At 66.0% G+C, this 22,756-nt stretch carries 16 protein-coding genes and 1 pseudogene; 10 read left to right on the top strand and 7 right to left on the bottom strand.

The window, feature by feature from the left end:
- Nucleotides 1-238: 238 nt before the first annotated feature.
- From ACFFIC_RS10615 to ACFFIC_RS10630, 4 genes and pseudogenes are all read left to right on the top strand, one after another.
- Nucleotides 239-1,138 (top strand): multiubiquitin domain-containing protein, encoded by a 900-nt coding sequence (locus tag ACFFIC_RS10615; RefSeq protein WP_377050137.1) that lies wholly within the window; start codon nucleotides 239-241, stop codon nucleotides 1,136-1,138.
- Nucleotides 1,138-1,536, top strand: a pseudogene (locus tag ACFFIC_RS10620) (Mov34/MPN/PAD-1 family protein); the annotation flags it as partial. The gene ACFFIC_RS10615 and the pseudogene ACFFIC_RS10620, both read left to right, overlap by 1 nt.
- A gap of 66 nt (nucleotides 1,537-1,602) precedes the next feature.
- Nucleotides 1,603-2,553: a ThiF family adenylyltransferase gene (locus tag ACFFIC_RS10625; protein ID WP_377050150.1), complete on the top strand. Its 951-nt coding sequence runs from the start codon at nucleotides 1,603-1,605 to the stop codon at nucleotides 2,551-2,553.
- Nucleotides 2,554-2,570: 17 nt separating this feature from the next.
- Nucleotides 2,571-2,981, top strand: coding sequence for a DUF6527 family protein (locus ACFFIC_RS10630; protein WP_377050151.1), 411 nt, complete (start codon nucleotides 2,571-2,573; stop codon nucleotides 2,979-2,981).
- A gap of 83 nt (nucleotides 2,982-3,064) precedes the next feature.
- Here the strand turns inward: ACFFIC_RS10630 and ACFFIC_RS10635 are convergent, their stop codons facing one another.
- A complete protein-coding gene (locus ACFFIC_RS10635) occupies nucleotides 3,065-3,427 on the bottom strand; it encodes a MerR family DNA-binding protein (RefSeq protein WP_377050152.1) in 363 nt (120 codons plus the stop codon).
- A gap of 148 nt (nucleotides 3,428-3,575) precedes the next feature.
- A complete protein-coding gene (locus tag ACFFIC_RS10640; RefSeq protein ID WP_377050138.1) occupies nucleotides 3,576-4,526 on the bottom strand; it encodes an IS5 family transposase in 951 nt (316 codons plus the stop codon).
- Between the two features lie 326 nt (nucleotides 4,527-4,852).
- Here ACFFIC_RS10640 and ACFFIC_RS10645 point away from each other — a divergent pair, with 326 nt between their 5' ends.
- Nucleotides 4,853-6,811, top strand: coding sequence for a PAS domain-containing protein (locus ACFFIC_RS10645; protein WP_377050139.1), 1,959 nt, complete (start codon nucleotides 4,853-4,855; stop codon nucleotides 6,809-6,811).
- 888 nt (nucleotides 6,812-7,699) lie between these two features.
- Here ACFFIC_RS10645 and ACFFIC_RS10650 read toward each other — a convergent pair.
- The gene (locus tag ACFFIC_RS10650; RefSeq protein ID WP_377050140.1) at nucleotides 7,700-8,896 is read right to left on the bottom strand and encodes an MFS transporter; all 1,197 of its coding nucleotides are present in this window, start codon (nucleotides 8,894-8,896) and stop codon (nucleotides 7,700-7,702) included.
- Between the two features lie 413 nt (nucleotides 8,897-9,309).
- Nucleotides 9,310-10,218, bottom strand: a complete 909-nt coding sequence (locus ACFFIC_RS10655) for a LysR family transcriptional regulator (RefSeq protein ID WP_377050141.1) — start codon at nucleotides 10,216-10,218, stop codon at nucleotides 9,310-9,312.
- Between the two features lie 367 nt (nucleotides 10,219-10,585).
- On the opposite strand from ACFFIC_RS10655, the gene ACFFIC_RS10660 reads away from it, so the two are divergent.
- From ACFFIC_RS10660 to ACFFIC_RS10675, 4 genes are all read left to right on the top strand, one after another.
- The gene (locus ACFFIC_RS10660) at nucleotides 10,586-11,386 is read left to right on the top strand and encodes an SDR family NAD(P)-dependent oxidoreductase (RefSeq protein WP_377050142.1); all 801 of its coding nucleotides are present in this window, start codon (nucleotides 10,586-10,588) and stop codon (nucleotides 11,384-11,386) included.
- Nucleotides 11,387-11,730: 344 nt separating this feature from the next.
- Nucleotides 11,731-12,450 (top strand): carboxymuconolactone decarboxylase family protein, encoded by a 720-nt coding sequence (locus tag ACFFIC_RS10665; protein ID WP_377050143.1) that lies wholly within the window; start codon nucleotides 11,731-11,733, stop codon nucleotides 12,448-12,450.
- A gap of 135 nt (nucleotides 12,451-12,585) precedes the next feature.
- Entirely contained in the window at nucleotides 12,586-13,059 is a 474-nt protein-coding gene (locus ACFFIC_RS10670; RefSeq protein WP_377050144.1) for a (R)-mandelonitrile lyase, read from the top strand.
- A 475-nt stretch (nucleotides 13,060-13,534) separates the two neighbouring features.
- Nucleotides 13,535-16,870 carry a PAS domain-containing protein gene (locus tag ACFFIC_RS10675; protein WP_377050145.1) on the top strand — a complete coding sequence of 1,112 codons (3,336 nt, stop codon included), beginning with the start codon at nucleotides 13,535-13,537 and terminating at the stop codon, nucleotides 16,868-16,870.
- Nucleotides 16,871-17,050: 180 nt separating this feature from the next.
- Here the strand turns inward: ACFFIC_RS10675 and ACFFIC_RS10680 are convergent, their stop codons facing one another.
- Both ACFFIC_RS10680 and ACFFIC_RS10685 read right to left on the bottom strand, forming a co-directional pair.
- Nucleotides 17,051-17,944: an ATP-binding protein gene (locus ACFFIC_RS10680; protein ID WP_377050146.1), complete on the bottom strand. Its 894-nt coding sequence runs from the start codon at nucleotides 17,942-17,944 to the stop codon at nucleotides 17,051-17,053.
- 410 nt (nucleotides 17,945-18,354) lie between these two features.
- Nucleotides 18,355-20,958, bottom strand: coding sequence for an ATP-binding protein (locus ACFFIC_RS10685; protein ID WP_377050147.1), 2,604 nt, complete (start codon nucleotides 20,956-20,958; stop codon nucleotides 18,355-18,357).
- A gap of 528 nt (nucleotides 20,959-21,486) precedes the next feature.
- Here ACFFIC_RS10685 and ACFFIC_RS10690 point away from each other — a divergent pair.
- A complete protein-coding gene (locus tag ACFFIC_RS10690; RefSeq protein WP_377050148.1) occupies nucleotides 21,487-22,236 on the top strand; it encodes a carbonic anhydrase in 750 nt (249 codons plus the stop codon).
- Nucleotides 22,237-22,551: 315 nt separating this feature from the next.
- On the opposite strand, the gene ACFFIC_RS10695 is transcribed toward ACFFIC_RS10690, so the two are convergent.
- Nucleotides 22,552-22,756, bottom strand: a 205-nt coding sequence (locus ACFFIC_RS10695; protein ID WP_377050149.1) for a hypothetical protein, incomplete at its 5' end; no start/stop codon positions are given.

The raw sequence follows: 22,756 nt of genomic DNA on the forward strand, positions 1-22,756 counted from the left end.
GCCGCCTGAGCCGTGGCCACCTCAAGCCCAAATGCAATTTCCACCACGTTGACGGACGCTACCTTCTGATGCGTGCCTGAGCGCACCGCTCGGACATCGCCATCGATCTTTTTACAGGGCGCCTCCGATTCGTTCCAGCAGATGTCCGAGAGGCCGAAGACGACGCGCATAGGGGAAATAGGGACCGGCTCCTGCTGGTGGTGAGACGGCCCAGACATTGATTGAAAGCGAGCCCCCTATGCCTGACACCATTCCGCCGGACGATCCTGACGACCTTGAGGCGCGCGCCGCTCACGGCCGTGCACCTCGTGAGGCAGGTCCCTGGACGTTTCGCGTCAACGAGACGCGGGCCACTACCCGGGATCCCCTGCCAATCGGTCGCCAGATCCTTGAGGCGGCGCATCTTCATCCGGCCGACGAGCATGCACTGGTCCTCTTGAGGAGCGACCGCATGCTTTCCATGATCAACCTTGACGACACCGTGGACTTGCGTGAGGCCGGGCCCGAGCGGTTCTTCGCCGCGAAGAGCGATGGGATCCGCTTCTTTGAACTCGATGGCCGCCGCTTTCCCTGGGTATCGGACAGCGTTCCGGAACCCCTGCTCCGCCAACTCGCCGACATCCCTCCCAACTATGAACTCTGGCTCGAGCAGCGCGGCAAGCCCGATGACCTCCAGATCCCGCGTGGGGGATCGGTAGACCTCACCGGCAGTAAGCTGGAGCGCCTGTACTCCGGCGCGCCGGAAACCACAGCTGGACGGACTGCCCTGCTGCCTGCTGGGGATGCCGAGTACCTCGTAGAGAACGGCTACAAGGTCGATGTCATCCAGGAGGGGGGCCAGACCGGCCTCATCCTCCGCGGCTACCACTTGCCGCCCGGGAAGTACGAAGTCGATCAGGTCGACATCCTCGTCCTTCTGCCTGCGGGATATCCGGATCTGCCGACCGATATGTTCTATTGCAATCCCTGGCTGCGGCTGAAGGGAGCCGCGGGCTACCCGACCGCGGCCGAGGTGCCCCATGCCTTTCACGGCATCACTTGGCAGCGTTGGAGCCGCCATAACAACGAGTGGCGGCCCGGCAAGGACGGGATCCGTACCGTGCTGCGGCGGATCGACGCGGCGCTGGTGTCTGCCTGATGAGCCCCGGCCTCACCCTGCGCGAGGACCACCTCAGTCAGCTTCGGTCGCTGGTCCTCAGCACGCCCGGCCAAGAGGGCGCAGCTCTGTTGCTGCTCTCCCCTTGCTCTGTGGATGCAGACCCCTGGAGCGGCGCCCCTCGGCGCCGCTATCTCTCGCGCGAGGTCATCCCCATCGACCCTGACGACGTGGTCTCGGCGTCGGAGAGCCATGTCACGACAAGCACCCGCCCTTTGGCGCGGGCTCTGCGGAGGGCGTCGGCGTCGGGGCTCGTGGTGGGCTACGTCCACTCCCATCCGGGTGGACCACCCCTCTTCTCTCGCCAGGACGACCAGGGCGAAGCCGAGATGGCACGGCTAGCGCATAACCGGAACGGGGTTGGCACGGAGCTGGTTAGCATTCTCATCACCGCGGGCGGTCCGCTGGGCGCCCGGGTTTGGGCCCACCCGAATGGCTATCAACCCATGGAACAGGTGACGGTCATCGGCGACCGACTGACAATCCATCGGCCGTGGAATGGTGATGGCACCGCTAGTGCGCCGGAGGCTTTCCATCGTCAGGGCTTGGCGTTCGGCGATGTCCTGTATCGGGATGTCTCGTCCCTCCGGGTTGGGATCGTGGGATGTGGTGCCACCGGCAGCGCCACGGCGATGCTGCTGGCCCGCCTTGGGGCCCAGCGCCTGATTCTGTTCGACCCGGATCGGGTGGAGCACACCAACCTCAGCCGCCTGCAAGGTGCCACCCATCAAGACGCCGACAGGCAGCGCCTGAAGGTCGACGTCGTCGGAGACATGGTGGAGGGCTTCGGCCTTGGTGCCCGTGCGGTCCGCATAACGGAGTGGGTGGGCCACCCATCGGCGCGGGATGCCCTGAAGTCGTGCGACATCATCTTCGGGTGCACGGACGACCATGACGGCCGCACGTTGCTGAACCGGCTGGCTTTCATCTACGCGATCCCGGTGATCGACATGGGCATCCGGATCGACCCTCGTGACCCCGGCCAGCCGGTGCGGGAAGCCGCAGGACGCGTGACGGTTCTTCAGCCCGGGGCGCGCTGCCTAATGTGCCGGAGGGTCATCAACGGGCGTCGTGCTGCCAGTGAGCACCTGGAGCGCACCAACCCCGGTGAGTATGAGCGTCAAGCCCGGGAGGGCTATGTCGTCGGGGTGGCGGGCCCGAACCCGGCGGTGGTCCACCTAACCACGGATGTAGCGGCCATGGCCGTGGATGAACTCGTACACCGGCTTTCCGGCTACCGAGCGGCGGGGTCCTGCGATCACCGCGTTCGGCAGTTCCACATGATGGCCGACCGGCAGCCGGGCACGGCCGAAACCGGGGAGTGTCGGATCTGCGAGGATCCTCGCGATTGGTCCAAGGGGGATTCCCTCCAGCCCTTCCTGGGGAGGATCGGCTGATGCGGGCCATCCTCGCTATGGTGAGGCGGTCGCGTGTGGACCAAGGGGATGCCAGGAACACAGGGGGCGGGCTCTCCCTATGGCGGCGCATACTGCTGCGGCTGTCGCCTCGGTCTGACCTTGCAGGCGGTTATATCGAGCGACATCCATCCCCTGGCGAACTGACGCCGGGAAGGTTCCTTGCGGTCCGGAGTGGCGGGATCGAGAAGTCCGCTTGTTTTCGGTGCCCGGGTGGCTGCGGCCAGAAGATCATGCGGGCCTTGTCTCCGAGGAGAAAGCCGTATTGGACGGTATTCTTTGACTGGCGAGGCCGTCCCACCGTCTCGCCCTCAGTACGGCAGACCAACGCGTGCGTGTGCCATTTCTGGATCAAGAGAGGCTCGGTCGAATGGTGCAGGGACACTCCTAAGCGGTCAGCAGAGCGGTAGCGGCAGCAGGGCAAGGTGGAATGCGGAGCAGCGACCACGATCCCTTTAGCAGGCTGAGGTTGCCGCTCAGACCGGCACCGATCTCAGTCTTTGGCGGTGATGGTATCCACGCTGGCATGGGCTGGGTTCCCGTAGTGCCCCTGCCCAAAGTCCGCCAGGGTCTCGATAATGCGGCACTCTTCCACATGGCCCCCCACGCATTGACTGGCCATCCGCTCCAACTCTGCACGCAAGGCCTTGAGACGCCGCATGCGGGCGTCCACCTTGGCGATGTGGGCGACGGCAATGGCATGCGCCGCCGAACGGTCGTCCCCAGGCCGGTCAGCGAGGTCCAGCAGCACGCGGATGCTGTCCATGGAGAGGCCGAGTTCCCTGGATTGCCGGATGAAGCCTAGGCGCCGGAGATGGGCTTCCGTGTATGCCCATTGGCCGTCCTCAGTTCGGATGGGTGTGGGAAGCTATCCCTTGGCCTATCCACGGCATGGGTCGCCCCATCCTCCGCTGCTCGGCACAGCCTTCCTCGTCGACGATAGTCTGAACAGGCGCTGTTGCGTAAATCAGCGTGGGGCCATGGTTTGGTCTTTGATGGTTTGATCAGGCCACAGCGACGGTGTCGGGCATACCAAGGGTGTTGAAGGTGTTGAGGATGGCGCAGCGGATCTGCACCTCGGCGATCTGACGGGCGGGGTCGCGGGCCGCGAGGCGCTCGCCCAGGCGCTTGAGGCGCGACATGGCGGTCTCGGTCAGGCTGCGGCGGTGATAGCCGCTCCATCGTTTCCACAGCCGCCGCCCGAGATGCCTGATTGCGCGGAGCGTCTCGTTACGCTCGGTCGCTCCGGTGGTCCGCTTCTTCCATGGCTTGCCGTTGCGCCGGGGCGGTACGACCAGGTCGGCCTTGCGAGAGGCAGAGGCCTCATAGACGCCTCGGGTGTCGTAGGCGCCGTCGCCGCTGATCACCCCGATCTGCTCGTCGTCCGGCAACTGCGCCAGCAACCCTGGCACGATCTCGCTGTCACCATGCCGATGATCTGTCATCTCCACGGCTCGGATCTCGTGACTGTCGGCATCGATCACGAGATGGACCTTGCGCCAGACCCGGCGCTTGTCGGCGCCGTGCTTCCTTACCTTCCACTCGCCCTCGCCCAGCACTTTGAGCCCCGTGCTGTCGATGACGAGGTGCAGCGGCCCGCTCCGAGGGCGGTAGGGGATCGCGACCGTCAGGTCCTTCTGCCGCCGCGAGAGAGTGCTGTAGTGCGGTACCCTCCAGTCGAGCCCGGCCAGGCGGATCAGGCCCGCTGCCATGCCCTGCGCCGCTCGCAGTGGCAGCTGGTACAGCACCTTCAGCGTCAGCACCGCCTGGATCGCCGCATCCGTGAAGACCTGAGCCCGACCTCGCCGCCCAGTACCTTCGGCATGCCAAGCCAGTTCGGGCGAGATCCAGACCGTAAGGTCGCCGCGGGCGATCAGCCCTCGGTCGTACTCACGCCAGTTCCGCGTCCGGTAGCGGGTCTTGGGACGACTGCCCTGCGTCGGTGCCTTGCTCATGCAGGCCTACCTGCAAGATTTACGCAACAAGGCCCTTGTGAGGACATGCATACAGTCGAGACGCTTTGCATGTGCAGGTGTTGTGCGAGCGGCTATAGGCATAATGGTACGTGATGAAGTGCCGCTTGAAGAGTTCTCATATGGGGTACCGGTAATGGTAAGCACGCGTGTCTAAGAGGGCGGATCCTCAGAACAACTTCTTTGCTGGTGGTGGCGAGATGGGGGAACGGATGCGTGCTCATGACTGGGCCGCGACACCGCTCGGGCCGCCCGAAACGTGGCCCCTTCTGCTACTCTCGATGGTGTCTACCATCCTGAGCTCACCGATGCTGGGCACGATCCTTTGGGGGCCTGATCTCATCATGCTCTACAATGACGCCTATATCCCCTCGATGGCCGATCGGCACCCGCATGCCCTTGGCCGCCCGGTTGCAGATGTTTGGGGCGAGGCCTGGGAATTGGTTGCACCGCCTTTCCGGCGCGCCATGGTGACGGGCGAGGGGTTTGCGCAGACGGATGTCGAACTGCCGATGGTGCGGCGCGGGCGGCAGGAGACGACCTACTGGGACTTCACTGCAACCCCGATCCGCGGCGAGGGAGGCCAGATTGTCGGTCTGCTCAACCAAGGCGTGGAGATCACTCAGCGGCGGTTAGCCGAAGACGCGCTTAAAGGTGCGGAAGCGAAGCTCCGCGAGCAGAACGCCAGCCTGGAACAGCAGGTCACCGCCCGCACAACGGAGCGCGACCTGCTCTTCGGGGTCTTCGAGGCGACCGACACGATGATCATGGCCTGTGACCTCGACTACACCATTCTCGCCATCAACAAGGCCAATGCTGACGAATTCGAGCGTATCTACGGGGTACGCCCGAAGACGGGCGACAACATGCTTTCCCTGCTGGCCGATCAACCCCAACATCAAGAGCAAGTTCGGGTGGGCTGGGGCCAAGGGCTGAAGGGCCAGGATCTCACCGTCATCGAGGACTATGGTGATCCGGCCAGGGTGCGGCCCTACTACGAGGTCCGGTTCCGACCCTTGTGGAACGAGCACGGCAAACTCCTGGGCTGCTACCAGTTCGTGACCGATGTGACAGAACGGTTGCGGGAGCAGGCCAAGCTCGCTGAGGCACAGGAGGCGCTCCGTCAGGCCCAGAAGATGGAGGCGGTGGGGCAGCTCACGGGGGGCCTCGCGCACGACTTCAACAATCTTCTGACCGGCGTCACCGGAAGTCTAGAGCTGCTGCAGACCCGTATCGCTCAGGGCCGGATCAGGGACGTGGATCGCTACGTCAACGCCGCCCAGGGCGCGGCCAAGCGCGCAGCGGCGCTGACGCATCGGTTGCTGGCCTTCTCTCGCCGTCAGACGCTTGATCCAAGGCCGATTGATGTGAATCGCCTGGTGCACGGCATGGAGGATCTGATCCGGCGGACGGTAGGGCCGGAGATCACGGTGGAGCCGATGGTCGGGGCGGCCGGTTTGTGGACGACGCTCGTGGACCCGGGCCAGCTTGAGAATGCACTTCTGAACCTCTGCATCAACGCCCGCGACGCCATGCTGGGCGGTGGCAAGATCACCATCGAGACCGGCAACCGTTGGCTGGACGAGCGTGGGGCGCGCGAGCGCGACTTGGCGCCAGGCCAGTACGTGTCGCTCTGTGTGTCAGACACCGGCACCGGCATGTCCAAGGACCTGATCGCCAGGGCCTTTGATCCGTTCTTCACCACCAAGCCAATCGGCATGGGCACCGGGCTTGGACTATCGATGATTCACGGCTTCACCAAGCAGTCTGGTGGTCAGGTGCGGATCTACTCCGAGGTTGGGCAGGGCACTATGGTGTGCATCTACCTCCCCCGGCACCTAGGGGAGGCGGAAGCGGCTGAGTTGGCGCCCGAAGTGGCCGTTGTCCCGCGCGCGAAGGCCGGGCAAACGGTGCTGGTGGTGGACGATGAGCCCACAGTGCGGATGCTGGTGACCGAGGTGCTGGAGGACCTGGGGTACACTGCCCTAGAGGCGGCGGATGGTGTAGCCGGACTACAGGTTCTTCAGTCAGACGTCCGCATCGACCTGCTCGTGACCGATGTGGGCCTACCCGGGGGCCTAAACGGTCGGCAGGTGGCGGACGCGGCACGGGTAGCGAGGCCCGCCTTGAGGGTGCTCTTCATCACCGGCTACGCCGAGAATGCCGTGCTTAGTCATGGTCACCTCAGCCCAGGTATGCACGTCCTGACCAAGCCCTTCGCGATTGATGCCTTGGCTAGTCGGATCAAGGAGCTGATCTCGGGCTGAGGAAGGTTACCGAGAGCGAGGCCGAGGCCATCGTCCACCGTCCGCCAACCTACGCGTGGGGACTCAAGGCTGAGCTTTGATTTGCAGGGAACGCAGCGTCGCTTGAGCGCAGGCCAAGGTGTAGAAGAGCGCTGAACCGGGACCATCCCCAAACTCCGCCCATACCTCCTGCTTCAACGCCGAAAACTCACGTGAGGATGGGGTTCTGACCGGCGCCGGTCGGGACTCCCCTACCCTCCAACTGTAATCCGTTTTGAGGTCAGTGCCTTGCAGCCGATTTCGGAGGGGTCTCGGTTCGGCGCTGAAGCACATCATGGAGGGGATCCCCAGCCTGGACAGGGCGACGATGCCCTCGTCCGTGTCAGGCCGCGGCCCGTCGCGGAGCGCCAGGAAATACGAACAACAAGCCGCCCTCCTCGACATCTGGCCACCCCAGGCCATGATGGCGATGAACGCGTGCATCGGCGGAGGTAATGGATCCTGGCAGTGTTTGAGGAGGTCTGCGCAAGACATCCGGCGGGCCGGAGGCGAAGGATCGAAACCTTTCCATCGGCGCAGGACGACATCGACTCAGGAGGTGGGCATCAGCCTTTCGGCGCCGTAGGAACTCCACGGCGTCCGCACGAGAACATCGAGATGCCTGACGTCCGGTTCCCCGACGAGTGCCGACAGCGGCCTCCGAGCGGCCATCAGCTCAGTATCTCGAATAGGATCCAGCCACGATGCATCTCTATTTCCTGCTTTCCCGGCTCAGGCTGCCAATCCTCGGGGAAGATCCGGGGCGGTAGCGGCCGTTCCAACAGGTCGGTCCGCTTGGGCACGCCAGGCTCGTAGTGGCGGAGCCGCCGGGAGTAGTCCTCGTCTTGGAGGCTGATGCTCAACGTGGCGCTAAGCTGTCCCTTGAACGATGCAAGAGGTCCGGCTAGCCGCCAGGGCGGCTAGGGCAAGCAGGAGGGCGCTCACAACGAAGGTCGCCTCGTAACCGCTGGAATCGAACAGCAGGCCTCCGACGGTGGCGCCGAGGGTGATGGCGAGCTGGACGGTGGCCACCATCAGCCCCCCACCAGCCTCGGCGTCCTGCGGGAGGGTGCGCGAGAGCCAGGTCCACCAACCTACCGGCGCGGAGGTTCCAAGCAGGCCCCACATCGCCAGCAGGAAGGCCACCACGGTGAGACCATGACCGAAGGCGATCAACGCCAAGGAGACTCCCGCCATCAGGAGCGGGATCGCGACGAGTGTCCTGTAGATACCATTCCTGAGAAGGCCGCCGATCAGGCTGGTGCCGATGAACCCCGCAACGCCCATCATCAGCAGGAGCAGCGACAGGGTGGGCACGTCGACGAGGGTCACCGTTTCCAGGAACGGCCGGAGATAGGTGAAGAGGCAGAACTGCCCCATGAAGAAGAGGCCAGCCGCTGCCATGCCCCAGGTGACTCCAGGCGTGTTGAATAACCGGAAGACATTGCCAGACCCCGGGCGGCTTTCCGTCTTCATGGAAGGGAGGCTCACCAGCTGCCAGAGAAGGACGATGACAGCGACCGGAACAGCGGAGAAGAAGGCAAGGCGCCAGCCGACCAAGCCTCCGAGGAAGCTCCCCAGCGGCGCTGCGATGACCGTCGCCAGCGCGTTTCCGCCGTTGAAGATCGCGAGTGCCCGCGGCACATCCGATTCCGGGACCAGCCGCATGGCCGAAGCCGCGCTCATGGACCAGAAACCGCCAATGGCCACCCCGATCAAGGCCCGGCCGAGCATGAAGACCGGATAGCTCGGCGCAAGGGCGACGATCGACCCGGAGACGATCATCAGGCCCGTGAGCGCGAGTAGGAGGATCTTGCGGTCGAGCCGCCCGGCCAGCGACGCAATGAAGAGGCTGGTCAGGACGGCGAAGGCGCCGGACACAGAGATTGCCTGGCCTGCCTGCCCCTCAGTGATCCCGAGATCCGCCGCGATCGGCGTCAGCAAGCTGACCGGCATGAACTCGGATGCCACCAGCACAAAAGCGCCCAGCGATAGGGCAAACACGGCGCACCAAGCCGCCGGACGGCCTTCCGCCTCGGCAGCGCTGGAGGATATCTGCAGGAGCATTCGGTTCGACCTCGGGACTGAACTGATCGGTCGAGCGGGTGCTCGGCCTAGGGGGATGAGCAGGTCTCGGTGCCTGCCCTGCCCGGGGGAGATCTGTACCTGGAAGGCAGCCCCCATCATCGGCGGCCACGTGACCCCCTCATCGAGACGGCCGTGGATCACGGGAGGCACCCGACTGGCCGCTCTATCTAGTCGCGTCGCGCTACCCCCGGCAGCAGGCATGGCCTGCATGCAGCGGTGAAAGAGCCTCATCATCAGCCGATACTGTCCGGTGATCTGGACCGGCTACCTGCTGGTCCAGGATCCGCGCCCCGGTCGTCAGCATCACGATGGAAGGCACCCGAAGCGCCAGGCGAGCACAGAGCTGGAGTGAGGCGACGGGAACAGCTCCAGCCGATAGCCGATGTTCCGGCTCAGACACCCAGTGGACGCATCTCTCGTATCAGTTCAATCAGCAGCCGGAGGCCGGTCGGGACCTGGCGTCTGCTTGGATAGTAGATCTCGTATCCTGGGCCGGTCGTCGCCCAGTCCTCGAGTACAAGGCGAAGGTCACCGCTCTTCAGATGGGGCGCGAATATCGCATCGGTCCCGTACATGAGGCCGGTTCCGGCCAATGCCAGGGCGATCATCGCCCGGCCCTCGTCGACAAAGATCTTGCTCGGCACGCTGATGGCGAACTCGCCCTGCGGCCCGAGGAACTCCCATCGATAGATGCGATCGTCTCCCAGGCGCACACCGAGGCAATGGTGGTGTTCTAGATCGTGCGGCCGCTCGGGGATGCCGAAACGTTCGATGTAGGAAGGCGAGGCGGCGACGACCCAGCGCAGATCAGCGGAGATTCGTTGTCCGATCATGTCCTCGGGCACCGTGCCCCCATGACGGATACCAGCATCGAAACCGCTGCCGATCACATCCACCATGCGGTTGGTGGCTGCTATATCAATCTCGATATTCGGGTATCGCCGGGCGAACTCGGGGAGCACCGGGGCGAGGAGAACCTGAGCGGCGTCGACAAGCACATTCAGCCGGATGCGACCAGCCGGGGCGTCCCGGTATCGGTTCAGGTTGTCCATCGCCTGACCGATCTCGGCGACGGGCTGTGTGATGGCGTTCTGCAGCTCCTCGCCCGCCGCGGTGAGGGTGACGCTACGGTTGGTCCGATTAACCAGCCGGATACCCAGGCGCTGCTCCATAGCTTTGAGTGCATGGCTCAGCGCTGACGGGCTGACACCTAGTTCAAGGGCGGCAAGCCGGAAGCTGCGGTGCCGGGCGATCGCTAGAAAGCAGGCGAAGTCGGCGAGATCGGACCGGCCAAGGATCATGGCCTATGCTAGCCATCGAGAGCCGCGACGCCAAGATTCTACCTTGCCGAAGGCCATCCGATATGGCCGACCGAAGTAGGATCCCGCAGCCAGATCCTTCGTCGTGTCGAGCCGGTCCCGCTGCTGCCCTCCGCCCGCCTCCCGCCGCCGCGTGGAACGCGGGACCGGCGTGGACGACGGCCTGGATACAGGATGAGCCTGTCTCACCGCTGCATGCGTAAATCGGCACCTCACCATGGCCGCCTTCCATGCCTAGGTTGCTCAGAGCGGTGCGGCACTCAGAGCACGAAGGCCCTGAATGCCTCGGCGGGGAGAGGCGCTCCGTGATCTCACCCACCCTGATTGCAGCCGGGACAAGGACAGGGACATGGCAGCCACGGAAGGTGGATTCCACACGCTCAAGGCTCCGATCTATGACTTCAGCGGTCAAGTCGTCCTGGTGACTGGTGCAAGCTCCGGCATGGGGCTGGCTACCGCCATCGCCTTTGCCCAGGCGGGTGCCAAAGTCGCGCTGGCTGACGTGAAGATCACGGCCGTAGAGGTAATCGTGGCAGAGTTGGTCTCAGCAGGACACAGGGCGATCGCAGTCGGATGCGACGTGAGCGACGATGCCCAAGTCTCGGCGATGGTGGAGCGCACTGTTGCCGAGTTCGGCGGCCCTGATGTCGCCTTCAACAACGCAGGGGTCATGGCCCAGGTGGCCCTGACCGCCGACAGCACTCGTGAAGAATGGGACCGTGTGACCGGGATCAATCTGCGCGGCGTGTGGAACTACATGCGGTACGAACTGCGACAGATGCAGCGGCAGGGGGGTGGGGCTATCGTGAACAACGCGTCAGTCGGTGCCCTCACCGGCAATCCTGGGATCGGAGCCTACATCGCATCCAAGCACGGAGTAGTCGGGCTGACCCAGACGGCCGCGCTGGAGTACGTCGGGCACGGCATCCGCATCAACGCGGTGAATCCCGGAGTGGTTGACACGCAGATTGCCCGCGACGTCGTGAAGGGTGATGATCAGGCATACGCCGAGATGGTGAAGCAGGTTCCCATCCGTCGTGCAGGCAGACCCGAGGAAATCGCCTCTGCCGTGCTGTGGCTCTGCAGCCCGGGAGCAAGCTATGTCATCGGGCAGGCCATCACCATCGATGGTGGCATGACCGTGCCATGATCGCACGACCTCACCGTCCATGAGCGCTCTGGTGCCTTGTCATGGAGAAGCCCGGCCTGCTGCCCAGGGGCGAGGGTGATTCCCCGGCGAACCTTCCGGAAGGGTTGCGAGACACCCCTCCTTCCGGGGCGATCATCTCCCCACGCTGGACAAGTATCTCGACCGGCTGTCGGAGGTGGCCTGACTGACCCAGGGAGGCCCACACGGGCTTCCTTGCATCCTGCAAAGAGGACCTGCCGATGAGAATGTTGCTCAGGAATGACTGGGCTTCGATAAGGCCACTCGCCGCCACAATGCTATCGGTCGCACTGGCCACGCCTGCCCTGGCCCAAGGAGACAGAAACGTGTCCACCCCGATACGAGCCGCATCGGCCCTGTCCCTGGCCGATATCCAGTCTGTGTCGCCCGCCCTCGGCCGATACGCGCAGGAGGATGTGGTCGGCAGCCTATGGCAACGGCCGCAGCTCTCCCGCCGTGATCGCAGCATGGTCACCGTAGCAATCCTGATTGCCCGTGGCCAAGCCGTCGACCTGCCGTACTACATGAGCCTCGCGCTCGACAGCGGGGTGACGCCACGTGAGTTGTCCGAGGTCATCACCCACCTGGCCTTCTACTCGGGCTGGCCCAACGCGATGATGGCTGTATCTTTCGCCAAGGACATCTTCGCTGAACGTCGGATCGGACTGGACCAACTGCCCGACGCCTCGCCGCGGCTGCTGCCGCTGGATGAGCAGGGGGAGGCAAGCCGCGTTGCCAGCGTGCAGCAGCTGCTCGGCACCGCCTCGCCGGGCCTCGATCAGTTCACCACGGATCCCCTCTTCCAGGATGTGTGGCTGCGTCCGGACCTCTCCCCGCGTGACCGCAGCCTAGTGACCATCTCCTCGTTGATGGCGAATGGCCAGGTAGCCCAGCTCGCGGGGCACTTGAACCGCGCGCTGAACAACGGCCTGACCCGGGAGCAGGTCGGGGAAGTCGTAACGCAGATCGCGTTCTACGCCGGTTGGCCGAACGCCTTCTCGGCCGGTCCTGTCGTGGCCGAGGTGCTCAAGAGCCGGGCGAAATAACGGTGCCCATAAAGCCAGACCTACTGGCGGCCCGTGCAGCACAAGGAGGGCCTCCTGCTGCACGCTGCCCTGGATCTGCCAGTGCGGCTCCGGAGCTTGTCGCCAGCAGTCCATGGACCTCGTAGGGGAACTCTCATGAGCAAAAATCTCGTCACAGCGATGCTGGGCTTGATAACACTCGGCGCTGCCACGTCCGTGCATGCGCAGGACATTCAAGTCTTTCCAAGCGGCTCCTCGCCATCGGTGATCGCCGACCCGAAGAACTTCTCCGGACACGTAGTCGTCGATCTCCTGACGCCAGGTTCGGTGCAGACCCCGGCGTCGTCCGGCCAAGTCAGCTTTGCCCCCCGTGCGCGCACCGCCTGGCATACGCACCCTGCCGGACAGATGCTCATTGTCACCGCGGGCAAGGGCTGGGTCCATCAGGAAGGCCAGCCGCGTCAGGAGATCACTCCCGGCGATGTGGTCTGGATCCCGGCCGGTGTCAGGCACTGGCACGGCGCCACCAGTACCACTGCCATGACCCACATCGCGGTCACCTACGTGGTTGACGGCAAGAACGCCGACTGGATGGAGCTGGTTACTGAACAAGACTACGAGCCTTGGTGATCCTCGGCCTACCTCAGCGCATGAGGTCGGTTGGGTGACCTGCACAGAGGAGCCGATCGGCGACTCTGCACGGAGCTATTAGGTGCGTGCCGTGGGATTCTTGGTCGAAGGGGAGTGCGGAGGCGTCGGAAATGGGCTTGGATCGACAGAAGGCGCATCGTGCCCCGGAGCTTGTCGTCCGGCAGCAGTTCCGCCTTTGCCTCGCGCCCCAGAGGGGCTGCATCGGCGCCCTCTGCTGATCGACACCAAACCGCACGAGGGTGGCCTGAGCGAGCACCAGCGCTTCTCCGGACGCGCCTGGGACGGGCTAGCTTAGGTATGCCGCTGGCGGGAAAGTGGATTTAGCCCGAGAGGCCGCCCTGCTAAAACTATCCCGATGGTATCCGATGTTCCCATTTCTGCGTCGTCTGCACAGGACCCGCGCTCCCCTGCCGCCACCAAGGTGGCCTTCAGGCATTCCGCGGAAGTCTGAACCTTGAACGAAAGCAACGACGGTCCGTCCTGGACCGAGGCGGACCGCCTTGCCGCCCTGGACCGCTACGCCATCCTGGACACCCCGCCGGAGAGGGACTTCGACGACCTCGCCCGGATGGCGGCCAGCCTGCTCGGAGCGCCGATCGCCGCGGTGAACCTGATTGCCGAGACGAGGCAGTGGTTCAAGGCCGAGCTCGGAATGGGCGTCCGGGAGATGCCGCTCGACAACTCGATCTGCGCCCGGGTCCTCCTGCAACCCGGCGAGCTGGTCATACCGGACCTCCGGGACGACTCACGGTTCGAGTGCAACCCGCTGGTCACCTCCGGGCCGGGTCTGCGGTTCTACGCGGGCGAGCTGCTGACGACCCCGGACGGCCTGCCGCTGGGCACCCTCTGCGTCCTCGACACGAAGCCCCGCCCCGACGGGCTGACGACAGAGCAGCGCTTCGTGCTGCGAACGCTGGCCCGGCAGGTCATGAGCCAGCTGAGCCTGCGCCGGAGCCTGGCGGAGCAGGAGCGCCTCCGGGCCGAGCAGGCCCGCTCGGAGGTCCTTCAGCGACAGGTCCTCGACAGCGCCGTCGACTTCGCGATCGTCAGCATGGACCTTGGTGGGACGGTGACCGGCTGGAACGCCGGGGCGGAGAGCATCCTGGGCTGGCGCGAGCCAGAGATGCTCGGCCAGTCCGCGGACCTGTTCTTCACGCCGGAGGACCGGGCCGCCGGGATCCCGGACGCGGAGATGGCCGAGGCAGTTCGCTCCGGGCGCGCGACCGACGAGCGGTGGCACCTGCGGAAGGACGGTATGAGGTTCTGGGCCTCGGGCGAGATGATGCCGCTCAGGGACGAGCGGGGCTCCCACATCGGCTACCTCAAGATGCTGCGGGACCGCACGGAGCAGCACCTGGCGGGTCAGGCGCTGGAGGCGGCCAACGAGCGCCTGCGGCTGGCCCAGCGCGCCACGCGCGACGCGATCTGGGACTGGGACTTCCGGGACAACAGCGTGCGGTGGAACGAGGCGCTGACGGACGCCTACGGCTGGGCGCCCGGGCAGGTGGAGCCGACGGGCGCCTGGTGGATTGCGCAGATCCATCCCGAGGACCGGGCCAGGGTGGACCGGGGCATCCACGCGGTGATCGACGGAACCGGGACGAGCTGGACCGGCGAGTACCGCTTCCGCCGGGCCGACGGCAGCTACGCCGAGGTGCTGGACCGGGGTTACGTCATCCGGGACCAGGACGGGCGGGCAACCCGCATGATCGGCGCCATGCTCGACCAAAGCGCCCGCAAGCACGCCGAGGCCGCGCTGGCCGGGAGCCACGCCGAGGCGGACCGCCAGCGCCGCCTCTACGAGGCCGTCCTGAACAACACCCCGGACCTGGGCTACGTCTGGGGCCTCGACCACCGCTTCGTCTATGCCAACGACGTCCTGCTCCGGATGTGGGGCAGGACGTGGGACGAGGCGATCGGCCGCAACTGCCTGGAGCTGGGCTACCCCGACTGGCACGCGGCCATGCACGACCGCGAGATCGAGCAAGTGATCGCCACCAAGAAGCCGGTGCGGGGCGAGGTCCCCTTCGCGGGAACCTTCGGCCGCCGGATCTACGACTACATCCTCGTGCCCGTCATCGGCGAGAGCGGGGAGGTCGAGGCCGTCGCCGGAACGACGCGGGACGTGACGGATGCGCGGGAGACCGAGGCCGCGCTGAAGCTGAACGCCGAGCGCGTGCAGCTCGCGCTCGCCGCTGGCGCAATCATCGGCACCTGGCTTTGGGACCTGCTGGCAGACCGCTTCACCGTGGACGAGGCCTTCGCCCGGAGCTTCGGCCTCGATCCCGCGCTCGGGCGCGAGGGCCTGAGCCTCGAGCAGGTGGTCGCAACCGTCCACCCCGACGACAAGCCGGGGCTGACCGCCGCGATCAACGAGGTGGTCGCCCGCGGCGGCGCCTATGCCCACCAGTACCGGGTGCGGCGCGCCGACGGGCAGTACTATTGGATCGAGGCCAATGGCCGGGTGGAGCACGGGCCGGACGGCACGCCTCTTTCTTTCCCGGGCGTGCTGATTGACGTGGAAGGGCGGCGCGCCGTCGAGGCGGAGCGCGACCGCGCTGCCGCCGAGCTCCGTGCCCTGAACGAGACCCTGGAGCAGCGCGTCGCCGACCGCACGGCCGACCTCCTGAGGGCCGAGGAGCAGCTTCGCCAGAGCCAGAAGATGGAGGCCGTCGGCCAGCTGACGGGTGGGCTGGCGCACGACTTCAACAACCTGCTGACCGGTATCACCGGCAGCCTGGAGCTGCTGAGCACACGCGTCGCCCAGGGGCGGCTCAAGGACGTGGACCGCTACGTCAACGCCGCCCAGGGCGCGGCCAAGCGGGCGGCGGCGCTGACGCACCGCCTCCTCGCCTTCTCCCGACGCCAGACGCTCGATCCCAAGCCGACCGACGTGAACCGGCTCGTCTCCGGCATGGTGGACCTCGTCCGCCGCACCGTGGGGCCGGAGATCACGGTCGAGGTGGCCGAGGCAGGTGGCCTGTGGGCGACCCTGGTCGACCCGCCGCAGCTGGAGAGCGCGCTTCTCAACCTCTGCATCAACGCCCGCGACGCCATGCCCGATGGCGGACGGGTTACCATCGAGACCGCGAACAAGTGGTTGGACGAGCGGGCGGCGCAGGAAAGGGATCTTCCTCCCGGCCAGTACGTCTCCCTCTGCGTCACCGACACTGGCACGGGCATGCCGCCGGACGTGATCGCCCGTGCCTTCGACCCCTTCTTCACCACCAAGCCGATCGGCCAAGGTACGGGGCTGGGCTTGAGCATGATCTACGGCTTCGTGCGTCAGTCCGGCGGGCAGGTCCGCATCTACTCCGAGGTAGGCCAGGGTACGACAATGTGCCTGTACCTGCCGCGCTACTACGGCGCCGCGGCAGGGCCAGAGCTTCACCAGGATCTGGCCGACGCACCGCGTGCCGGGGTGGGCGAGACCGTGCTCGTGGTGGACGACGAGGCGACCGTGCGCATGCTGGTCACCGAAGTACTGGAGGAACTCGGCTACGCCGCCGTCGAGGCTGGCGACGGCGCCTCCGGGCTGAAGGTCTTGCAGTCCGACCTGCACCTCGACCTACTAGTGACCGATGTCGGCCTGCCCGGAGGCATGAACGGGCGCCAGCTCGCGGACGCGGCCCGGGCGCTGCGCCCCGACTTGAAAGTGTTGTTCATAACGGGCTACGCCGAGAACGCGGCGATCAGCAATGGGCACCTGGAGCCCGGGATGCATGTTCTGACCAAACCGTTCGCTATGGAGGCGCTGGCGGCTCGCATCCGGGAGCTCATCGCGACCTGAACGGCCGCGGGCGGGTGCCGGGTCCACGCCATGGCAGGGGCCAAAAGAGGAAAGCCGATTAGGGTGACGCACATCAGGGTGGGGCTGCGTTCGCCTTATCCTGCAGGCAGACGGGCGGAATGACGGCATGCCCTGAGGGAGAAGTCCGTAGACCAAAGGCCACGTCGTCAGGTTCTCCTCTCAGGGAGGTCCTGGACGGCCGATGTGGTCACCCGCTGCGTCGCCGAGCATCAAGTCTACTCTCTCGGCAAGGTGGTCGAGCGAGAAAGGCTTCGCGATCGCCGCCATGCCGGGCGGCAGGCCGTCGTTCAGCGCCGTCCCCGCATAGCCGGTGATGAAGAGCACCGGCAGGGTCGGGCGCCGTTCCCGGGCCGCATCGGCCAGTTGCCGCCCGTTCAGGCCTGGAAGGCCCACGTCCGTCACAAGCAGTTCCACCGCGGCCGCCCGATCGATCATGGCAAGGCCTGAGGGCCCGTCCTCCGCCTCAAGCACGAGGTAGCCACGGTCGCGGAGGCTCTCCGCTGCCAGGGCGCGCACGGCGGCCTCGTCCTCGACGAGCAGGATCGTGCGCCCGGATGCCTTCGTCGCGACCGCACCGATAGGCGCCGCGACCTCCTCGGCCTCTGTCGCGACATGGCTCCGGGGCAGGTAGAGGCTCACCGTCGTGCCCGCGCCCTCCTTGCTGTCGATCCGGACGAGCCCCCCGGACTGACGCACGAAGCCGTAGATCTGCGACAATCCAAGGCCCGTGCCCTTTCCGAGGGGCTTGGTCGTGAAGAAGGGCTCAAAGGCGCGGGCCTGGACGTCGGCGGGCATGCCGGTCCCAGTGTCGGTGACGGAGAGGAGGACGAAGTCGCCCGACCCGGCCACCTCGTCCCCGCGCAAGTCGGCGGCGGAGAGGAACACCTCCCGCGTCGAGAAGGTCAGGCGCCCCTCGTCCGACATCGCGTCGCGGGTGTTGATCGCGAGGTTCAGCAGGGCGCTCTCGATCCCGCTGGGGTCCAGGCGGACCGCCCACTTGCCGTCCGACAGGTCCATCCGCACCTTGATCGCGGGCCCGACGGTCCGGTTCACCAGATCCACCATCCCGCGGACGAGTTCGTCGATGACGACTGACTTCGGGTCGAGCCGCCCGCGGCGCGCGAAGCCACTGGAGGTTCAAGAGGGGCTGGTCGACATTGCCTAAGCGATGACGTCCGCTCCCGAGGACACCGTTCCCGATCTGGCCACCAGGATGCGGGCGCGCGTGTTCCCAGGATCACGTCGACCTTCTCTCGCTCCTGATCGCCTGCGCCTCCCTGCTGGATGCGACCGTCGAGCAGGCAGGCGGGACGGCGTTCCTGGCCGTCACGGCACTTTCCCGGTTCCCGGCCGCCAAAAAGCTTCCAGCACCGGTTCTAGCCAACGCAGGCCGGTAAGCGGCACCACGGCAAACCCGGCGGCAGGGGCTGGCCCAGCAGGTAGCGGCAGGGGCAGCGTCATGCCTACCTCTGTGTCTTGACCGCCATCAGCGCCTCAATCCGCTCGACCAGCTGCGGACCTTGTACAGGCTTGCGCAGAAGGGAGTAACTCCCGGAGAGTGCGCCGCTGATGGCGATGGATGCTCCGTCACCCGCGTACCCGGTCAGCAGCACCGCGGGCAGGGACGGGTGCCTTGCCTGGGCGGCCTCGATGAGGGCTACGCCTCCCATACTCGGCATAGACAGGTCGGTGACCAGGATGTCGACCACCTCGCCAGCATCAAGCAGCTCAAGGGCTCGTGGTCCATCGGAGGCGCGCAGCGTTGCATAGCCTGCGTTCTCCAACAGTCCTACCAATACTTCGCGGACGATCGGCTCATCGTCCACGACGAGCACGCGGCGCCGGACCACGCCAACGCCCATGGTGCCCGCTATGGCGGCCGAACCAGCAGAAGAACCTGCGACTGCCTGCGGTGCGAGCGGCAGCCAGATGGACACGGTGGTTCCCATGCCGCGTTTGCTCTCGATGGCCAGGGCGCCACCGGACTGCTCAGCAAAGCCCTTGGCCATGGACAGGCCGAGACCCGTACCGGCCCCCTGCGGCTTGGTGGTGAAGAACGGCTCGCCGACGCGAGCGATGGTGGCCGCGTCCATGCCAGTGCCTGTATCCGACACGCTGATCCGGATATAGCGGCCCGGCACCAGCCTTACCGAACTCGAAGCGCCGTCAAGAACCACCTCCTGGGCGGCCATGGTCAAGGTGCCGCCCCCCGGCATCGCGTCCCGAGCGTTGCTGGCAAGGTTCACCAGCACCGTTTCGAGCTGCCCCTTGTCGGCGAGTAGAGGCGGTGTGCCAGGCGTGACACGGTGGACACACGCGACCTCGGCGCCGAGCGTGTGCGATAACACCTCGCTCAAGCCCGCCACCAGGGGTTCCACCTCGACCGGCTCAGCCCGCAACTCGTCGCGGCGTGCAAAGGAAAGCAGCCGCCGGGTTACCGTTCCCCCTCGCCCTGACGCGTCCAGGATCATGCGCGCGAAGCGGAGGACCCCTGCCACGTCGTTGGGACGACGCTCGATCAATGCGGCGCCGCCCTGTACCGCCTGCAGGACGTTGTTGAAGTCGTGCGCGATGCCGCCTGCGAGTTGGCCCAGCGCCTGCATCCGTTCGGCGTGTGCCGCCCTTGTCTGTGCTGCTTCCCGAGCGGACACCTCCTCCTGCACGCGAACCTCGAGTTCGGCGTTCAGGCAGCGCAGGTTCTCCGCCGCGGCGCGCTCTTCCGTAACATCCCGGATGACCCCAATCAGCCTCTGCGGGCGCCCCTCTGGATCGCGGTAAATTTCCGCCCGGCAGCTCAGCAACCTCACCGTGCCGTCGGACGGCCGGATTATGCGGAACTCCGTCTCGTAACCGGAACCTCCTCCCTCCAGTGCTGCCTGCACCGTGGCCATGTGCTTCGCGCGGTCTTCCGGGTGGAGGCGGGCAAGGGCAGCCTCATGGGTGTCGGTGGTGACACCGTCCGGCATGCCCGAAATGGCGGCGTACTCGGGTGTCACGACCGCGACCGGGTCGTCCACCTGCAAGTCGAAGCTGCCAAGGCGGGCGACCTGATGCGCCAGGCGCAGTCGATCCTCGCCCAGGCGGCGAAGCTCTGCCTCACGCGCCCGCACCTCAGTTGCTGCCCGCGACAGAGCGGTGGCCACATCGTCCACCTCCGCTACACCATGCGGCACGGCGAAGGTCTCACCCCGGCCGGTTGCTTCGGCCGCTCGGGCGAGCGCCGTGATGCGCAAGCCGAGCCTTCGACCGAGGAACACCGCCGCTCCTAGTGCCAACGCCAACGTCAGCAGGCTGAGCCAGGCCGCGCGCTGGACAGCACGCCATGCTTGGGCATCGATGGCTCCCCGGGGCAACGACACCACCGCCGTCCAGGGCGCCACGGACATCCTTTGCACTGCCGCGTCCATTGGTTGCCCGGTAACACGTTCGATCGCGACCATCGTGGTCCAGCCGGGTGGCCCGGTCTGGGCGATGCGGGCCACCTCTGGCGGGGCTAACGCTGCGGTGCGGTCACCCTCCGGCACGGGGGTGTGTGCGACAAAGCTTCCGGTCTTGCTGACGACGGCCCCGAGCGAGCCCAACGGCAGGACTGCTTCGATTGTCGATTGGAACTGGTGGGCGTCGATACCGATGCCGACCGCCCAGCCGGACGCGCGGGGGGCTGAGATCGGCACGCGGACGGTAACCAGCAGCACCTTAGCGACGCGCCCGAAGAACGGGTCTGATACGGTCGGGACGATGACGCCGGGCTCCCGGCTGAGCAGGGAGGAGGGTCCTTCCGGCAACGCCTCACCGGGTGGGACGAGCGTGTTTAAAGCCTGAGTGGCATCGGGCCTGACCAGCACCAGGTTCAGCCAGGAAGGATTACGCGCCAGCAAGGCTTGAAAGCGGGACCGGAGCCGCTCGGGTTCCGCAAGATCCTCGGGTCCGATCGCGAAGGCGATGGCCTCCACTGCCTTTACCGTTCCGGCGACCTCTCGGTCCACAGCTGCGGCCAAGGCCTGCGCCTGGTTCGCCAACCCGCGCCGTTCGGCCTGCTGCCGCTCCTGGGCTTGCTGGATCAGCATGCCCCCACCTACCATAACGGTGGGGATGGTCAGGGACGCGACCAGGAGCGCTAGATACGTGCGAAAGCGCATGCGCTGACTGCTCTCCTGGCAATCTTGAACAACGCAGACACTGTGTCCGGGGCTTCCGAGCTACCCAACGTCTCTTGCAATCCTTCAGAAACTCTAGGATCAACCGTCACGCGCACGGCAGATGGGGCGCGGAGAGGCGCCCGGTACAAGGCAGCCCTCCGGCCTTGATCCTATTTCAAGCCCTGGTGGTGCCCACTTGGCTCATCTCGCCTTTGTTCGGTCCGATTGACGTGTCCAACTCCGGCATCGTGGTCGCCATCAGCGGACTGCTGCGCCTGACGCTCAGTGATAGGACAGGGCTAGAGCTCCTGCAGCCCTCTCAAACTCACAGCCTGAGTTGCCGAGGCCGCGACGCCGTTCGGGTGGGCTGTAGGTACGGAACGGCAGACTTTCTCGCCGGGCGCGTGTACACTTGGCCGTCGCCTCGGCGGCCACGACAAACAAGGAGGAACCTCCATGCGGATCGATGCCTGCCGCTGCTGCAGCGGCTTTCTCCACCCTCGTTCCTCGAGCCGTCGCGCGCTCGGTAGCATGGCGGTCGGTCTTTTGGCTGCTGCGGCGCTGCCCGGGCGTGCCACGTTTGCTGCCGATCCTGTACCCAAGACTACCCTCTCGCCGGATGAGGCGCTCGCCCGACTCAAGGAGGGTAACAACCAGTTCCGCACGGAGGCCCCCTACAACGCAGTCCAGGGCCGGGAGCGGCGGGTTGAACTGGCCCGCGGCCAAGCTCCTTTCTGTGCCCTGGTCGGTTGCTCCGACAGCCGCGTGCCGCCCGAGCTGCTCTTCGGCCGCGGCCTGGGCGAGCTCTTCATCGTGCGCAATGCAGGGAACACGATCGACACGGCGGCACTGGGCAGCATTGAGTACGGCGTCGGCGTGCTCGGTTGCCCTCTCATCGTCGTGCTTGGCCATGAGAGCTGCGGTGCCGTTGCTGCGGCGGTGGACGTCGTGCAGCACAACGCCACCTTTCCCGGCATGATCGGGGAGATGATCCAGCCGATCATCCCTGCCGTCCTCTCTGTTCGGCGTCCCTCTGGCGAGATCGTGCTGGACGATGCCGTCGCGGCCAATTCGCGCCGGGTCGCCGCTCGGCTCAAGTCACAGAGCCCCATCGCACAGGAGGCGGTACGCGCGAACAAGCTGAAGATCGTCGCTGCCCGTTACAGGCTCGCTGACGGGAGCGTGGAGTGGCTCGAGGACATCTGAACTCAAGGCGACCGAATGCCCCCGGGCCGCCAGGCTCGCCGGGGGCCGAGAGCCCCACCGCTTCCCTCCATCCACCAGCGTGGCGGCGTTGCGCCCCAGAACGCATACCTCAACAAACCAGATCGCGTGCTTTCAAAAGGCGGTCGCACCAGGGCGGGCAAGGCGGGGTGGTGGCCTCCTCCTTTCCATCGCTTCCCCAGTACGCCAGCTGCCGGGTTTGGCAGCTGATCGGTATGCTCCTTCTGCCGCCAGCGACCATTGTCGTGGAGATCCCGCCAGACGCCCTGCCCGTGGCCCTGATGGCAAGGCCCGGAGCTAGTTCCCGAGGGCGAACTGGACGGCGACCGAGATCTGGAGCGCGGGGGTATCGCGGTTCAGCCCGGCGCCTCCGGCCACCCCGACCACGGCGCCGTTCGGCAGGCGGTAGCGAAATCCGGCCTGTAGCAGGCTGAAGTCACGGTCCCCACGCTCCTGCTGCGAGAGGGCGTAGGTGAGGACGAGGGCAAGGTCGCTTGTGACG

This window comes from Muricoccus vinaceus, from assembly GCF_042433125.1.
In the GTDB taxonomy this organism is placed as follows: domain Bacteria; phylum Pseudomonadota; class Alphaproteobacteria; order Acetobacterales; family Acetobacteraceae; genus Roseomonas; species Roseomonas vinacea.

Coding starts and splice junctions, on each gene's coding strand:
- ACFFIC_RS10660 (WP_377050142.1), top strand. CDS start 10,586: ATGGCAGCCACGGAAGGTGGATTCCACACGCTCAAGGCTCCGATCTAT.
- ACFFIC_RS10615 (WP_377050137.1), top strand. CDS start 239: ATGCCTGACACCATTCCGCCGGACGATCCTGACGACCTTGAGGCGCGC.
- ACFFIC_RS10630 (WP_377050151.1), top strand. CDS start 2,571: ATGGTGAGGCGGTCGCGTGTGGACCAAGGGGATGCCAGGAACACAGGG.
- ACFFIC_RS10645 (WP_377050139.1), top strand. CDS start 4,853: ATGCTGGGCACGATCCTTTGGGGGCCTGATCTCATCATGCTCTACAAT.
- ACFFIC_RS10685 (WP_377050147.1), bottom strand. CDS start 20,958: ATGCTGATCCAGCAAGCCCAGGAGCGGCAGCAGGCCGAACGGCGCGGG.
- ACFFIC_RS10670 (WP_377050144.1), top strand. CDS start 12,586: ATGAGCAAAAATCTCGTCACAGCGATGCTGGGCTTGATAACACTCGGC.
- ACFFIC_RS10655 (WP_377050141.1), bottom strand. CDS start 10,218: ATGATCCTTGGCCGGTCCGATCTCGCCGACTTCGCCTGCTTTCTAGCG.
- ACFFIC_RS10640 (WP_377050138.1), bottom strand. CDS start 4,526: ATGAGCAAGGCACCGACGCAGGGCAGTCGTCCCAAGACCCGCTACCGG.
- ACFFIC_RS10690 (WP_377050148.1), top strand. CDS start 21,487: ATGCGGATCGATGCCTGCCGCTGCTGCAGCGGCTTTCTCCACCCTCGT.
- ACFFIC_RS10625 (WP_377050150.1), top strand. CDS start 1,603: ATGGAACAGGTGACGGTCATCGGCGACCGACTGACAATCCATCGGCCG.
- ACFFIC_RS10650 (WP_377050140.1), bottom strand. CDS start 8,896: ATGCTCCTGCAGATATCCTCCAGCGCTGCCGAGGCGGAAGGCCGTCCG.